The 13283-nt window shown below is 68.5% G+C and carries 16 protein-coding genes; 9 read left to right on the top strand and 7 right to left on the bottom strand.

The genetic code is table 11. The annotated features are described in order from the left end of the window. Positions 1 to 221 precede the first annotated feature (221 nt). Together coxB and DJ73_RS03500 are read left to right on the top strand one after the other, a co-directional pair. Positions 222 to 1070, top strand: coding sequence for a cytochrome c oxidase subunit II (gene coxB / locus DJ73_RS03505; RefSeq protein WP_094557301.1), 849 nt, complete (start codon positions 222 to 224; stop codon positions 1068 to 1070). Beyond that, on the top strand, positions 1067 to 3565 hold the full coding sequence (locus tag DJ73_RS03500) for a cbb3-type cytochrome c oxidase subunit I (protein WP_094557300.1): 2499 nt from the start codon (positions 1067 to 1069) through the stop codon (positions 3563 to 3565). Before coxB ends, DJ73_RS03500 begins: the two co-directional genes overlap by 4 nt. A 90-nt stretch (positions 3566 to 3655) precedes the next feature. Here DJ73_RS03500 and DJ73_RS03495 read toward each other — a convergent pair whose 3' ends face one another. Further along, positions 3656 to 4141 carry a zinc ribbon domain-containing protein gene (locus DJ73_RS03495; protein ID WP_094527746.1) on the bottom strand — a complete coding sequence of 162 codons (486 nt, stop codon included), beginning with the start codon at positions 4139 to 4141 and terminating at the stop codon, positions 3656 to 3658. 79 nt (positions 4142 to 4220) lie between these two features. Between DJ73_RS03495 and DJ73_RS20120 the strand changes: the two genes are divergently transcribed. Both DJ73_RS20120 and DJ73_RS03490 read left to right on the top strand, forming a co-directional pair. After that, positions 4221 to 4367: a hypothetical protein gene (locus tag DJ73_RS20120; RefSeq protein WP_170938263.1), complete on the top strand. Its 147-nt coding sequence runs from the start codon at positions 4221 to 4223 to the stop codon at positions 4365 to 4367. Positions 4368 to 4440: 73 nt separating this feature from the next. Further along, positions 4441 to 5433, top strand: coding sequence for an NAD-dependent epimerase/dehydratase family protein (locus DJ73_RS03490; RefSeq protein WP_094557299.1), 993 nt, complete (start codon positions 4441 to 4443; stop codon positions 5431 to 5433). Between the two features lie 46 nt (positions 5434 to 5479). On the opposite strand, the gene DJ73_RS03485 is transcribed toward DJ73_RS03490, so the two are convergent. Both DJ73_RS03485 and DJ73_RS03480 read right to left on the bottom strand, forming a co-directional pair. Next, on the bottom strand, positions 5480 to 6229 hold the full coding sequence (locus DJ73_RS03485; RefSeq protein WP_094557298.1) for a GNAT family N-acetyltransferase: 750 nt from the start codon (positions 6227 to 6229) through the stop codon (positions 5480 to 5482). 159 nt (positions 6230 to 6388) lie between these two features. Next, positions 6389 to 6664, bottom strand: a complete 276-nt coding sequence (locus DJ73_RS03480) for a cytochrome C oxidase subunit IV family protein (RefSeq protein ID WP_094524056.1) — start codon at positions 6662 to 6664, stop codon at positions 6389 to 6391. A gap of 140 nt (positions 6665 to 6804) precedes the next feature. Here DJ73_RS03480 and DJ73_RS03475 point away from each other — a divergent pair, with 140 nt between their 5' ends. Beyond that, entirely contained in the window at positions 6805 to 7323 is a 519-nt protein-coding gene (locus DJ73_RS03475; protein ID WP_094557297.1) for a hypothetical protein, read from the top strand. 110 nt (positions 7324 to 7433) lie between these two features. On the opposite strand, the gene DJ73_RS03470 is transcribed toward DJ73_RS03475, so the two are convergent. Next, complete coding sequence (locus tag DJ73_RS03470) at positions 7434 to 7976, bottom strand: halocyanin domain-containing protein (protein ID WP_094557296.1); 543 nt, start codon at positions 7974 to 7976, stop codon at positions 7434 to 7436. Positions 7977 to 8124: 148 nt separating this feature from the next. On the opposite strand from DJ73_RS03470, the gene DJ73_RS03465 reads away from it, so the two are divergent. Both DJ73_RS03465 and DJ73_RS03460 read left to right on the top strand, forming a co-directional pair. Continuing rightward, on the top strand, positions 8125 to 8715 hold the full coding sequence (locus tag DJ73_RS03465) for a hypothetical protein (protein ID WP_094557295.1): 591 nt from the start codon (positions 8125 to 8127) through the stop codon (positions 8713 to 8715). An 86-nt stretch (positions 8716 to 8801) separates the two neighbouring features. Then, positions 8802 to 9983: a redox-regulated ATPase YchF gene (locus tag DJ73_RS03460; RefSeq protein ID WP_094524060.1), complete on the top strand. Its 1182-nt coding sequence runs from the start codon at positions 8802 to 8804 to the stop codon at positions 9981 to 9983. 42 nt (positions 9984 to 10025) lie between these two features. Here DJ73_RS03460 and DJ73_RS03455 read toward each other — a convergent pair whose 3' ends face one another. Further along, positions 10026 to 10475: an N-acetyltransferase gene (locus DJ73_RS03455; protein WP_094557294.1), complete on the bottom strand. Its 450-nt coding sequence runs from the start codon at positions 10473 to 10475 to the stop codon at positions 10026 to 10028. Between the two features lie 150 nt (positions 10476 to 10625). Between DJ73_RS03455 and DJ73_RS03450 the strand changes: the two genes are divergently transcribed. Together DJ73_RS03450 and DJ73_RS03445 are read left to right on the top strand one after the other, a co-directional pair. Beyond that, positions 10626 to 11456, top strand: coding sequence for an amidohydrolase family protein (locus DJ73_RS03450; RefSeq protein ID WP_094524062.1), 831 nt, complete (start codon positions 10626 to 10628; stop codon positions 11454 to 11456). A gap of 40 nt (positions 11457 to 11496) precedes the next feature. Next, on the top strand, positions 11497 to 12012 hold the full coding sequence (locus DJ73_RS03445; protein WP_094524063.1) for a DUF371 domain-containing protein: 516 nt from the start codon (positions 11497 to 11499) through the stop codon (positions 12010 to 12012). Between the two features lie 102 nt (positions 12013 to 12114). On the opposite strand, the gene DJ73_RS03440 is transcribed toward DJ73_RS03445, so the two are convergent. Both DJ73_RS03440 and DJ73_RS03435 read right to left on the bottom strand, forming a co-directional pair. Then, positions 12115 to 12462 carry a hypothetical protein gene (locus DJ73_RS03440; protein ID WP_094557293.1) on the bottom strand — a complete coding sequence of 116 codons (348 nt, stop codon included), beginning with the start codon at positions 12460 to 12462 and terminating at the stop codon, positions 12115 to 12117. Positions 12463 to 12512: 50 nt separating this feature from the next. Further along, positions 12513 to 13115 (bottom strand): CoA pyrophosphatase, encoded by a 603-nt coding sequence (locus DJ73_RS03435; RefSeq protein ID WP_094557292.1) that lies wholly within the window; start codon positions 13113 to 13115, stop codon positions 12513 to 12515. Between the last annotated feature and the right edge of the window lie 168 nt (positions 13116 to 13283).

Genomic DNA, 13283 nt, shown 5'->3' with positions numbered 1-13283 from the left:
GTTATTAGGCGGTCCGTTCGCGTGTACAAATAGCCTTCGTATACACGCCCGGGACGACGTGCCGGAACCGCTCGGTCAGGCGCGGATCGACCCGCCGTCACCCTGCGATGTCGACGTCGTCAGGGCGGCTCGGTCGGGCGCGCGAGCTGGCTCTTCCGGTCACGCTACACAAGAGCTAAGTGTGCCATCGCCAAGGGAGAAACAAGAGCAGACAGACGAACATGATAGATCCAATTATCCTGCAACAGGGGAGCGACTGGCGCGCGCAGGCGGAGGTCTTCGACGAGATCTTCTTCGTCTTCCTCGCGCTCGGTACGCTCGTCGGTACGATCGTCGTCGCGTACACGCTGTGGAACGTGTACAAGTACCGCGACGACGGGGGCGAACCGAAAGAGGGCTTCGACGCGCCGACGGTCGGCGAGCTCCCGACGGGACAGGGCGGTCCGAAGGCGAAGAAGCTCTTCCTCTCGTTCGGACTGAGCGCGATCGTCGTCATCAGTCTCGTCGTGTACGCGTACGGGATCCTCCTCTACGTCGAGGAGGGCCCCGACACCGGCGAGGAGGGCGACATCGAGATCCTCGTCGAGGGGTACCAGTTCGGCTGGGAGTACGAGTATCCGAACGGCCACACCACGACCGGCGAGATGATCGTGCCGGCCGACCAGCGGATCGACATCGAGGTGACCTCGCGGGACGTGTGGCACAACTTCGGCTCGTCGGAATTACGGATAAAGTCCGACGCTATCCCCGGAGAGACCAACTCCAACTGGTTCTCCGTGAGCTCCGAAGAGGTTGAGGCGCAGGGCGGCGAAGCGACGTTCAGAGTCGAATGCTTCGAGCTGTGCGGCTCCGGACACTCGGCGATGAAGGGCCAGATCACGGTCCTCCCGCAGGACGAGTGGGAGGAGTGGTACGAGGGCACCGAGGGTGACGACTCCGGGAGCGGCAACGAATCCGCCACCGGCAACGAATCCGCCACCGGCAACGAATCCGCCACCGGCAACGAATCCGCCAGCATCGACGACGCCGTCAGCGTGAGCGGCGCCGTCGCCGGAGGTGTTCCCGTATGAGCGAGCTCCCGCCGACGACTTCGGTCAAGCGCTGGCTCGTGACGACGAACCACAAGGACATCGGCATCCTCTACACGATCACCGCGCTGTTCTTCCTGCTGTTCGGGGGCGTGCTGGCGCTTCTGATCCGCGTTCAGCTCTGGGACCCGGCGAACCAGGTCCTCTCCGGACTCGCGTACAACGAGGCGGTAACGGCCCACGGGCTGATAATGGTGTTCTGGTTCCTCTCGCCGTTCGCCTTCGGCTTCGCGAACTACTTCGTCCCGCTACAGATCGGCGCCGACGACTTGGCGTTCCCGCGGCTGAACGCGCTCTCGTACTGGATGTACGTCTTCTCCGGCGTACTGCTGGGGATCAGCTTCTTCCAAGGCGGCACGCTGAGCGCCGGTTGGACGATGTACGCCCCGCTCAATATCCCGATGTACACGCCGAGCATCGGGTCGACGGGGGCGGTCCTCGCGCTCGCGGTGTTCATCATCGGAGTCACGGCCTCGTCAGTGAACTTCCTCGTGTCGATCCACCACTCGCGTGCCGAGGGGATGGGAATCATGGATATGCCGATGTTCACGTGGAGCATCCTCGCGACCGTCTGGATGATGCTGTTCGCGTTCGCCGCGATGCTCGCCGCAGGGCTTATTCTCGCCTCCGACCGCGTGCTCGGCTCTGTGTACTTCTCGGCGACCGAGGGCGGCTCCCTCCTGTGGGGGCACCTGTTCTGGTTCTTCGGTCACCCGGAGGTGTACATCGTCTTCTTCCCGGCGCTCGGCGTCATGCTGGAGCTGTTCCAGACGTTCTCCGGTCGCCGGCTCGTCGGGCGGAAGTGGGTCATCATCTCCATCTGTCTCATCTCCGTCCAGTCGTTCCTCGTGTGGATGCACCACATGTTCCTCACGACGATCAACCTGGAGATCAAGACGCTGATGATGGCGACCACCATCGGCATCTCGCTCCCCTTCGACCTCGTCGTGTTCTCGCTGATCTACACGCTGATCAAGGGGCGGATCCAGTTCACGACGCCGTTCCTCTTCGCGTTCGGCGCGCTCCTACTCTTCATCCTCGGTGGCATAACGGGGGTGTTCCTCGGCGCCATCGTGCTCGACTACGAGTTCCGCGGCACCTACTGGGTGGTCGCGCACTTCCACTACGTGATGTTCGGTGGGGCGACGGCGCTGTTCGGCGGGGCCTACTACTGGTTCCCGAAGATCACCGGGAAGATGTACGACGAGCTGCTCGGGAAGCTCCACTTCGTGATCTTCTTCGTCAGTTTCAATATGGTGTACTTCTCGATGTTCCTCGGTTGGGAGACCCCGCGCCGCGTCTTCGAGTACAACCCCGAGTTCCAGACGTTCCACCAGATCGGGACGATCGGGGCGTTCATCCTCGGGTTCTCCTTCTTCATCATGTTCTATAACTTCGCGAAGTCCTACGTCGCGGGCGAGCCCGCCGGCGACAACCCGTGGGACTACTCGCGGACCGCCGAGTGGGCGGTCTCCTCGCCGCCGCCGCTTGAGAACTGGCCGAACCGGCCGTCGTACGCGTCCGGTAAGCTCGAGTTCGTGAAGGACTTCGTCCCCGACGGCGGGCCCGCGGTGAAGACCGACGGCGACGGCAACGCCGCGACCGACGGCGGCGACACGCACTCCGACCACATCAAGGAGTACCCGTACTGGGACAAACACCCGAGCCACGCGAGCATCTGGCCGTTCGCCCTCTCGCTGATGACCGCATTCTTCATGTTCGGGCTCTCCGGGTTCGCCGACGCGGTCACGTTCGTCGTCGGCGAGTCGCTCGCGTCGACGAGCGTCGAGATATCGAACGTCGTGTACCCGGTGTTCATCGTCGTCGGCCTCGTCGGGATGATCGCCAGCGGCGTGAAGTGGGGGTTAGAGGACTTCTACGCGCCGCCGAGCGAGTTCGCCGAGCGGTGGCCCTTCAACGGCGTCGAGAAGGTGAAGCTGGGGATGTGGTTCTTCCTGGCATCCGACGTGATCGTCTTCGGCGCGTTCCTCTCGGCGGCCATCTTCGTCCGGTACAACGCCGGGTGGATGACGTGGGAGCCGCTGACGGAGTCGCTCCCCGGCCTGATAAACACGTTCGTGCTGATCACCTCATCGTTCACGGTGATCCTGGCGCTCGTCGCGGCCCACCGGAAGAGCCGGAAGGGCCTGCTGGCCTCGCTCGGCGCGACGATCCTGCTCGGGTTCACCTTCCTGGCAATCAAGCTTTGGGAATGGCACCACGAGGTGTTCGACCGCGGCGTGATGATCGGCTCGAACGCCCACGGCGACCCGATCCAAGCGTCGATCTACTACGTCACCACCGGGCTCCACGGCATCCACGTCGTCGGAGGGCTCCTGATCGCCTGCTTCCTGTTCTACAGGGCCTACCAGGGACACTACATGGAGGACGAGCGGACGATCGAGTACTTCGGCCTCTACTGGCACTTCGTCGACATCGTCTGGGTGTTCATCTTCCCGCTGTTCTACCTCTTCTGAGGCGGCGTTCGCCGCCGCGTTCCGTTTCCGTCGCTCTCGCTTTTCTCGTTCGACCGCGCCCGATAGCCCGCGCCGTACGCCGCGCGGCTCTCACTCGGGGACCGGCTCGGCACACCACTGACAGAAGTCGAACGACGGGTCGGTCTCGCGGCCGCAGTGCGGACACGACATCGCGTCGGGCTCTCCGTCGCGGTCGGCCGTCGGCTGACCGGAGCTGTCGGGCGGTGCCGCGGCTTCCGTTCGCCCGGAGGAGGCTTCCGGCCGGGCCCGCTCCGCGGCCGCCGCGCGTCGCTCGCGTTCGTGATCGCGGTTGTTCCGAAGCGCGAGGACGTACGCGTCGATCACGCTGGCGGCGACGACGAGCAGTGCCGGCGCGACGTCGGCGACCGGCGGCGCGTCGCCGGCGATGAGTCCCTCCACCGCCGCGTCGGGCACGATAACGACGAGCGTCGCGGTCACCGCGACGTACCACCCGAGCGCGCGCCCCCACCGGCGGAGGTACGCGTGTCCGAGGCCGGAGACGACGAGCGCGAGCACGGCCGCGAGCCACGGTCGGCGTCGACTGCGGTCTGTCATGGGGCGACGTTCGCGCGCCGGGACCGTGTAACTGCCCCTCGCTCGGAGCGTTTATGTGGCCGAGACGCCGAGTCGTGATATGTTCGGACTCCCGGCCGGAGAGTTCCTGATCGGGATCGGGTTCGCGCTGTTCGGGGTCGGCACGTGGTTCCTCGGGCTCGGGATCGCGTACCTGCTCTACCGGCGCTGGCGCGGCGACGGGCCGCGCGCGAACCGCGACGACTGAACTCCGGTCGTCGCCTCCGCACGCCGGGTTCCGGTTCGGTCACGCTTTTGAACTCGCTGGACCGAGAGAGGATATGACCGACACGGCGCTCGTCATCGGCGGCACGCGGTTCATCGGGCGACACACCGTCTCCGATCTGCTCGCGAACGGCTACGAGGTGGCGATGCTGAACCGCGGGAACCACGAGAACCCGTTCTCGGACGACGACCGCGTCACGCACGTCGAGGGCGATCGGACGAACGAGCGCGACCTCCGGACGGCGAAGCTCTCCGCGGAGCCCGAAATCGTGATCGACTGCGTCGCCTACCACCCCGGCGACGTGGAGACCGCGGTCGACGTGTTCGCCGACGTCGACGGCTACGTGTACGTCTCGTCGGGCTCGAGCTACGCCGCCGAGGAGATCCCGAAGCGAGAGGGGGAGACGCCGCTGCACCCGTGCTCCCCCGAACAGGCGGCCGACGAGAGCATGGAGACGTACGGCAACCGGAAGGCCGAAGGCGATCGGACCGTGTTCGACGCCGCCGAGGCGGGAGTCAACGCGACCGCGGTCCGCCCTTGTATCGTCTACGGCCCGTACGACTACACGGAGCGGCTCGACTACTGGATCGACCGCGTCCTCTCGCACGACCGCGTGGTCGTCCCGGGCGACGGCCAGAACCTCTGGCACCGCGCGTACGTCGAAGACGTCGCGAGCGCGCTCCGGATCGCCGCCGAGCGCGGCGAGCCGGGCTCGGCCTACAACGTCGGCGACCGGCGAGCGCTCACCCTCGAAGAGACGCTGGAGGCGATCGCCGAGGCCGCCGGGACCGACTGCGAGGTCGTACCCGCGAGCGGGGACGCGCTCGCGGCCGGCGGGCTCGAACCGGACGACTTCACGCTCTACAGGGAGTACCCGCACCTGCTCGACACGTGCGCGCTCGCCGGTCTCGGCTGGGAGTCGACGCCCGTCGACGAGGCGATGGCGCGGACCGTCGCCGAACACCGGGAGACCGACCGAGACGGAAGCGAGTGGGACCCCGGTCGCGAGGCTGAAGAGCGCGTGTTAGGCGTGAAAGAGACGCTGTAGGTCGGCCGGCTCGTCGCGTACCGATCGGTCGATCGCCGCGCGCGGCTCAGTAGGCGGCGTCCCAGCGCGACGGCTTCCGCCGGTTCCCGCAGTCGCCGCACTCCATGCGGTCCATCGTGTCGATGGCGACGTCCGTTCCCTCGCAGTTCCCGCAGAAGTAGCCGTAGCGCCGCTCCCGCTCGGGGTCGGAGTACGCGACGTAGAAGGGGCCCTCGGAGCCGCGCTCGCTCTCGTCGAAGGCGACGTAAACGGTGTCGCCGGTGCCCGTCTCCACGACGCCCTCGGAGATGCCGGTCAGGCGACTGACCTGTTTGCGGTACTCGCGCTCGTCGAACGTCTCCTCGCCGATCTCCACCCGGCGCTCCCCGACGAGCTCGTACCCCTCGGCCTCGTAGAACGCGGTGCCGGCCTCGTTGGCGACGAGCACGCGCGCCTCGATGCGGTCGACGTCCGCCTCCTGGAGCTCCGCCTCGACGCGTTCGAGGAGCGCGGAGCCGAAGCCGGAGCCGCGGTGGTCGGGGTGGACGTGGAGCCAGTCGATCTCCCCGACCCGCTCGCGGCGGCCGACGACGTAGCTCTCGGCGAACCCGACCACGTCCTCGTCAACGACGGCGACGGGACACACGGTCCCCTCGTCGCCGATGTCCGCGACGAGGTCGTCGGGGTCGTACCACTCGTCGACCGCCTCGGCGAGCAGCGCCTCGTCGACCGCGTGCCCGTAGGAGGCGAGCAGTGATTCGCGGGCGACTTCCCGGATCGCGTCGACGTCGGCTGCGGTGGCGTCGCGGAGTTCCATACTGTACCGTTCGCATACGACTACAAAAAACACGGCCGAACGTGTCAGAACTGCCGGGTCGGTACGGTCGTGACTCGGAGCGGAGAGAACGAGCGCGGCGGCTCGACGGGACGGAGCGGAGCAGAAGCGAGCGTGCCGGGGACCGAAGAGACGGCGGGGTTAAGAGATGGAGTAGGTCGCCGCGGCCATCAGCAGCATCGTGAGCGCGAGCGCGAGCGCCATCACGTAGCTGAGCGAGCGGTTCTCCCACCGGAGGTGCTGGAAGTAGGCGACGATGAGGAGCGTCTTGACGGTCGCGATCACCAGCGTCCCGCCGAGCGCCTGGGCGTACGTGAAGTTGAGGAACTCGGCCTCGAAGAGAACGAAGTTCAGCGTCGCCGCGACCAGGAGCGCGACGTAGATCGCTGTGTACAGTTTGAGCGAGTCGTCCGACATTGCTTGAATGAGCGTTCGGCCGCGTGCTTAAAGAATTAACCATCCGACCGGGCGGCGGCGCGTTCGAGGCCCGCACGACCCCGAAACGCCTTTGGCCTCGACGCGCCGACCTCACGGCGATCACTCCCCGAGGCATCACCGTGGACCCGCTCGAACCGACGGACGACCTGCTCGAATCGCTGTACGTGGTCAACAAGGTCGCGAAACAGTTCGCCGACGAGGCGACGGCCGCCTACGACCGCGGCGACGTCACCGAGAGCAACGTCCGCTCCGCCCGGAAAGACGCCCTCTACCGGACGAAGACGGCGGTCCTCTCACGTTTCGTCGCCCACGAGGACGCGCACGTCACCGGCGAGTACCACGCGATCAACGGCGACGTCTGGCTGTTCCTCGCGGTCGGCGACTGGCGCTTCCACCAGCCGCCGCGCGCCATCGGCGGCGACCTCGCCGACGAGGTCGACGTCGCGAACGCGCCCGACGAACCGATCGACGCCCCCTACGAGCGCGACTCCGCGGTCGAGCGCTCGGACCGATCCCTGGAGGCGGCGCTCTCTGGACTCGCCGACGTCGGGGTCAATGCGAACGACCACCTCGCCCGCCCGACCGTGACCAGTGAGCACGACCGCATCGTCGACGTGCGCTGGTCGTTCCTCCCGTGAGTCCGACGCCGATGCCGGCGATTCGACCTGACCGGTGCTTCCGCTACGGGTGTCGTCGCCGTCGCGCCTCGGAAAAATCGAACGCCTACTGAGGAGCGCGCAGTGCGGCGTTAGCTCTCGACGACTTCGATGCCGCCGAGCATCCCGACCCCCTCGTGGGGCGTACACTTGTACAGCTGGATGCCGGTGTTGTCGAACGACTGCTCGAAGGTCGTCCCCTCCTCGCTGACCGCGCTCCCGCTGTCGAAGTCGGACTCGGACCCCTCTACGGAGGCGACGTTGTGGGCGCCGCCCTCGCCGGTCCACTCCCAGACGACGGTCGTGCTGGAGGTGATCCGGATCGCCGCCGGGTCGAACGCCAGCCCCTCGCCGGCGCCGACGGAGACGGTGACCTGGTCCTGTCCGGTGTAGTCCGCGATGGTGCCGTCGTACATCCGGGCGTCCGCGAGGTAGTCGTCGATCTCGCTCGGGACGTCGTCGCGCGGCTCCCCGGAACCGCCCGAGTCGCCGCCGTCGGAGCCGTCCCCGCCGTCAGAGCCGTCAGAGCCGTCAGAGCCGTCCCCTCCACCGCCGGAACAGCCGGCGATCGTTCCGAGGGCGAGCGCGGCTCCGGTTCCGGCGACGTACCGCCGTCTACTCAGCTTATCAGACATCAGCTTAGATACGCCGTCGAGCCTTACAAACCTCTTGATACACACCGGATCGCCGGAACGGCCGCAGGGGTTAAGTAGCCCCTCTGCCGGTCGGCCGGGACCGCGCCGTCGGCGGATTTATTCCCCGCCGGCGCCCTGAACGGGACGTATGCGGGAAGACGAGCTGGCGACCGCCGTGGTCGACCACTACGCGGCCGCCCACGACGACCTCGAGGTCCGGCTGGAGGAGCCGTACGACGCCGAGGGGCGACGCGGCGTGGTCGACGCGTACGTCCGGCTGCGGACGCCCGAGCGCGTCGACCACGTGATCGAACTCAAGGGCGACGCCGCCGTGCGCCGAGCGACCGGCGCGAACGAGGTCCTGCGGCAGTACCGGCGCATGGAGCGGTACTTCCACGCCGACGAACGGCACGCGATCCGACCGAAGCTGGGCCGCACCGAGCCGGGCTCGCGCTATCTCCTCTGTTTCGCGCCCACGCCGACCTGCGTTCACCACGTCGCCACGCACCGGTCGCTGTACGGGTCGGTCGACGTCGCGGCCCGCGTCGACGACGTCCCGGCGGTCCGCACGGTCGCGTTCCTCACCGGACTCGACGGCGATCCCGCCGACCTCGGGATGGTGTCGGTCAACGGCGACGTCCCGTTCGGCTCCGCGGCGTTCCTCGACGCCGTGCCGCGGGACTCGCGGCTCGCGGAGAGCCTCCGGGGCGTCGACGACGACCTCGTCGAGTTCCCGTGACCCCCGCGCGGTGGTGACGGCGGAGGAACGCCGACCGCGGCGCGTGCGACCGAAAGGCGCTTTTCGCCGCGCCGCGACCCTCGACCATGATCACGGTCGCGTTGGCGGGGAAGCCGAACGCCGGGAAGTCCACGTTCTACACGGCCGCGACGATGGCCGACGTCGACGTCGCGAACTACCCGTTCACGACGATCGACGCGAACCGCGGGGTCACGCACGTCCGGACAGAGTGCCCGTGTCTCGACCGCGAGGAGCGGTGCGGCAACGAGAACTGCCGCGACGGGAAGCGGTACGTCCCCGTCGAGCTCCTCGACGTGGCCGGGCTCGTCCCCGGCGCCCACGAGGGGAAGGGGCTCGGAAATCAGTTCCTCGACGAACTGACGAACGCGGACGTCGTGTTGAACGTCGTCGACGCCTCGGGCGCGACGAACGCGGAGGGCGAACCGGTGGCGGTCGGCTCGCACGACCCCCTCGACGACGTGGACTTCGTCGAAGAGGAGATGGACCTGTGGCTCGCGGGCATCGTCGACCGCAACTGGGAGGGCGTCGAGCGCAAGTCGCGCTCGCCCGACTTCGACCTGGAAGCGTCGATCACGGACCTGTTGACCGGGTTCGGCGCGACCGAACACGACGTGACGGCGGTCCTCCGCGGGCTGGAGTACCCGGACGACCCGAAGGCGTGGACCGGCGAGGACCGCGAGGCGCTCGCGCGGGCGACCCGCCGGCGAACCAAGCCGATCGTCGTCGTCGCGAATAAGATCGACGCCGCGCCCGACGGCGCCCTCGACCGGATCCGCGAGGGAACGGACAAGCCCGTCGTTCCGGCGACGGCGGACGGCGAGCTCGGCCTCCGACGCGCGGCCGAGGCGGGCGTCGTCGACTACGACCCGGGCGACGAGGAGTTCGAGATCCTCGACGAGCTCTCAGACGGGCAGCGGGAGGGACTCGACGCGATCCGCGGCGTGATGGACGAACACGGCGGCACCGGGGTCCAGACCGCGCTGAACGCCGCCGTCTACGACCTGCTCGATCGCATCACCGTCTACCCGGTGCAGGACGCCTCGAAGTGGACGGACGGGACGGGGAACGTCCTCCCCGACGCGTTCCTCCTCCCGTCGGGGGCGACGCCGCCGGACTTGGCGTACGCGGTCCACACCGATATCGGTGAGGGGTACCTCCACGCGGTCGACGCGCGCTCCTCGCGGCGGATCGGCGAGAGCCACGAGCTGAGCGAGGGCGACGTGATACGGATCGTCAGCACGAACTGAGACCGCCGGGGGCCGCCGTCGGTCTCACTCCACCCGCTGCGCTTACGTCACCTGCTTCGGCTCGAACCCCGCGTCGCGATAGAACCGTCGCGCGCCGTCGTTGTCCCACTCGCAGGAGACGGTGAGGTAGTCGCAGTCGCGGTCGCCAACCATCGCCCGCACGCGCTCCACGACCGCCGCGCCGTAGCCCCGGTTTCGGTGCTCCTCGTCGACGGCGAGGTTCACGATCTTCAGGTACCGGGACCGCGCTCGGGAGGGACGGTGACCCGTTTCGAGCGTCACGAACCCGACGGTGTCGCCGTCGACGGAGACGAGGTAATCGGTCGTCGACGGGTCCTCGAGGTGCTCGCGAAACCCCTCGTCCGGGACCTCGCTCGCGTCGGCGTAGGCGAGTTGGTTCAGCTCCGAGTACGATACCGTCGACGTCGCGAGGTCGTACCACCGCTCGACGAGCGCGTCGAGGTCGCCCTCGGTGGCTTCGACGAGTTCCATGCCGGCCCACCGCGGCGACGGCCCTTCAGTATTGGTCCGGCGCGCGTCGCCGTCGCGTCCGGCGCCCGCGCCGCGGTCCGGTCCGGATTCGCGGATCGATCCGGCGTGAGACCGACAGGCACATGCGGATCCCCCGAGACGGGCCGATAGATGCTCGGGCTGGAACACGACTTCCGGATCGTCGACACCCGCGCGACGCTGGACCCCGACGAGTCCTCGGTCGCCACGCACGGCCGGGACATCTCCCCCGAGCGGTTGGAGCGCGAGATGCTCCAAGCGGGCGTCGTGCGCGCGGTCGCGAGCCCCGGTCGCCGTTCGCCCGGCCGGAGCTACCTCCGCGCGAACAACGCGGTCGCGCGGCTCTCGATCGACCGGCCGTTCGTCGCGTTCGCCCGGCTCAACGGCCCGCGCGATCCGGGGACCGGCCCCCTTCCGGCGATCCGGAACCTCTACGCCGAGCGCGACGACCACCACGCCCGCCCGGACGACGTCGAGCAGTACTCCTACGACGACCGGTTCCACGGGTTCACGCTCGTCCCCCACGTCGACGGGCTCCCGAACGAGGACGTGTTGCGGCGGCTTGAGGCGGCCGACCTCCCGCTCATCGTCCACGCCGGCAGGGAGTTCCCGCCCGAGGCGGTCGAGCGCGAGCTGCTCGACTACGACCTCCCGGTCGTCCTCGCGAGCTTCGGCGGCTACCCGCTCGACGCCGACCTGATGAACGAGACCCTCGACCTGCTCGACGATCACGACCGGCTCTACGTCGACACGAGCGCCGTGCGCTACCGAGAGGTGCTCGAACGCGGCGTCTTGGAGCACCCGGACCGCGTCCTCTTCGGCTCCGGCGCGCCGGACGTCCACCCGAACGTCGGCGTGATGGAGGTGCTCACGCTCGACGTCTCCGAGGACCTGATGCGCCGCGTGTTCGCGAAGAACCCGGCTCGGCTGATCCCCGCGCTCGCCGAGGGCGCGGACGTCTGAACCGACGGTCACTTGTCGCGGCACCGCCGACCCGACGAGCATGAGCGACGCCGAGAGCGAAATCGACGACGGCGACGACGCCGACGACGACCCCCTCGTCGAGGTCGTTCGCGCGGCCGGCCACGAGCACGTCACCGCCGAGCACGCGAGCACGTTCGAGTTCACGACGGACGACTGGCTCACGCCCGCCGGCGACTGCATCGTCGGCGTCGCGGCCGACCGCGCGCCCCGCGACTTCTCGGCGTCGTTCCGAGAGGCGTGTCGAGACGCGGACGCGACCGTCTCTGCGACGATCGCCGTCGGGGAGCCGGGCGACGAGGCGGTCGACCTCGCGGCCCCGGCGCACGTCGACCGGATCGCCGGACGCGGCGACCCCGACCTGACGCTCCTCGACGACCGCTCGATGGTCGGACGGACGAGCGACTACACCGACGACGAGCGCACGATCCTGGTCGACGGCGACGGGGCGGCCGCCGACCTCGACCGCGACCTCGTCGCCGCGCTCGCCGAGGGCGCGCCGGTCGCGCTGCGGCTGGCCGTCGAACCGGCGGAGTGAGGCGGTGCGAGGCGAGGCGATGCGGACTGAGACGAAGCGATACGGACTGAGACGAAACGAGGCCGAGTTGAGCAGTGAACGCGGGTCCCTCGTCCGGTCCGGTCAGAGCCGGCCGGCGGCGTCGATCAGGTCGGTGGTCGGGAACGGGTCCTCGCGATCGAACGACGCGAAGACGGCCTCGTAGCGCGCCGCGGGCAACACGAGCACGACGACGTTCTCGAAGAACAGCGTCTGGGCCTCGAACTCCTCGTCGATGAGCTCCCTGAACTCGTCGCCGGTGACCTGACTCGCCATGATCAGCCGATACGCAGATTCGAGGTCCCGGTCGGAGTAGCGCGACTCCAAGTCAGCTCGGATGTACTCGACCGTGAAATCGAGGGAGTCGAGAGAGGCTATCACGCGAGCCTCGGCGCCGTCGACGCCGCGGAGGGTCTCCACCAGTTCGGACACACCGGCGGATTTTGCTGGTACGTACTAAAATCGCACGTTCGGGACCGGCCTCAGATCGGGAGCTCCGCGTCCGCTCCGACGACTCGGTCGACCTCCTCGGGGGCGCGCCAGTCGGTCGTGCGCTCCAGCAGCTGCACGACCATCCGACCCGTCACGCCCCAGACGGTGTAGCCGTCGACGTGGAAGAAGTGGACTCGGTGGTCGCCGTACTCCGGGTGGCCGATGCGACGCTCCGACTCGTAGTTCACGGCGTCGGTCAGCCCGCTTACGGGGAGGACCGCGACCTCGGCCACCTCCGACTCGTCGGGGACGTACTCCCGGTCGGGCGCGACGCCGACGAACGGCCGGATCCGGTAGGCCGAGGAGGTCCGCGTGTCGTCGAGCCGCCCGACGACGTCGACCTCGTCGGGCCGCATCCCGACCTCCTCGTTCGCCTCGCGGAGGGCGGTGTCGGTCAGGGTCCGGTCGATCGGCTCGCGGCCGCCCCCGGGGAAGCTCATCTGCCCCGGGTGTTCCCCGAGGTGTGCGGCGCGCTTCGTGAACAGCAGGTGGGCCTCGCCGCCGCGCTCGACGACGGGCGCCAGCACCGCCGCCTCGCGGCGCGCCCGAGTCACTTTCTCGGGCGTGTACCGACGCAGCCCCGACAGGTCCATACCGGCCGTAGGCGCCGGGAAGGGGTTAACGTTTCTCCGCGTTCCTGCGGTCTGAAACGATCGGCGGCGGCGAGGGAGACGCCGCATTCGGCCCGCCGCGTCCGGCCCATCGCGTCCCAACGGCCCGCACGGCTTCGGACGTTTTAAGCCCGCGACCGACCCTTCACA

The organism is Halorubrum sp. Ea1, assembly GCF_002252965.1.
In the GTDB taxonomy this organism is placed as follows: domain Archaea; phylum Halobacteriota; class Halobacteria; order Halobacteriales; family Haloferacaceae; genus Halorubrum.
This window is presented reverse-complemented; position numbering and strand designations above follow the sequence as displayed.

What these genes read in the sequence shown, in the direction of transcription:
- DJ73_RS03455 (WP_094557294.1), bottom strand. Translation starts at nt 10,475, where the DNA reads ATGGAACTCGTCGAAGCCACCGAGGGCGACCTCGACGCGCTCGTCGAG.
- DJ73_RS03435 (WP_094557292.1), bottom strand. Translation starts at nt 13,115, where the DNA reads ATGGACCTGTCGGGGCTGCGTCGGTACACGCCCGAGAAAGTGACTCGG.
- DJ73_RS03495 (WP_094527746.1), bottom strand. Translation starts at nt 4,141, where the DNA reads ATGACAGACCGCAGTCGACGCCGACCGTGGCTCGCGGCCGTGCTCGCG.
- coxB (WP_094557301.1), top strand. Translation starts at nt 222, where the DNA reads ATGATAGATCCAATTATCCTGCAACAGGGGAGCGACTGGCGCGCGCAG.
- DJ73_RS03445 (WP_094524063.1), top strand. Translation starts at nt 11,497, where the DNA reads ATGAGCGACGCCGAGAGCGAAATCGACGACGGCGACGACGCCGACGAC.
- DJ73_RS03465 (WP_094557295.1), top strand. Translation starts at nt 8,125, where the DNA reads ATGCGGGAAGACGAGCTGGCGACCGCCGTGGTCGACCACTACGCGGCC.
- DJ73_RS03490 (WP_094557299.1), top strand. Translation starts at nt 4,441, where the DNA reads ATGACCGACACGGCGCTCGTCATCGGCGGCACGCGGTTCATCGGGCGA.
- DJ73_RS03480 (WP_094524056.1), bottom strand. Translation starts at nt 6,664, where the DNA reads ATGTCGGACGACTCGCTCAAACTGTACACAGCGATCTACGTCGCGCTC.
- DJ73_RS03450 (WP_094524062.1), top strand. Translation starts at nt 10,626, where the DNA reads ATGCTCGGGCTGGAACACGACTTCCGGATCGTCGACACCCGCGCGACG.
- DJ73_RS03500 (WP_094557300.1), top strand. Translation starts at nt 1,067, where the DNA reads ATGAGCGAGCTCCCGCCGACGACTTCGGTCAAGCGCTGGCTCGTGACG.
- DJ73_RS03460 (WP_094524060.1), top strand. Translation starts at nt 8,802, where the DNA reads ATGATCACGGTCGCGTTGGCGGGGAAGCCGAACGCCGGGAAGTCCACG.
- DJ73_RS03485 (WP_094557298.1), bottom strand. Translation starts at nt 6,229, where the DNA reads ATGGAACTCCGCGACGCCACCGCAGCCGACGTCGACGCGATCCGGGAA.
- DJ73_RS03470 (WP_094557296.1), bottom strand. Translation starts at nt 7,976, where the DNA reads ATGTCTGATAAGCTGAGTAGACGGCGGTACGTCGCCGGAACCGGAGCC.
- DJ73_RS20120 (WP_170938263.1), top strand. Translation starts at nt 4,221, where the DNA reads ATGTTCGGACTCCCGGCCGGAGAGTTCCTGATCGGGATCGGGTTCGCG.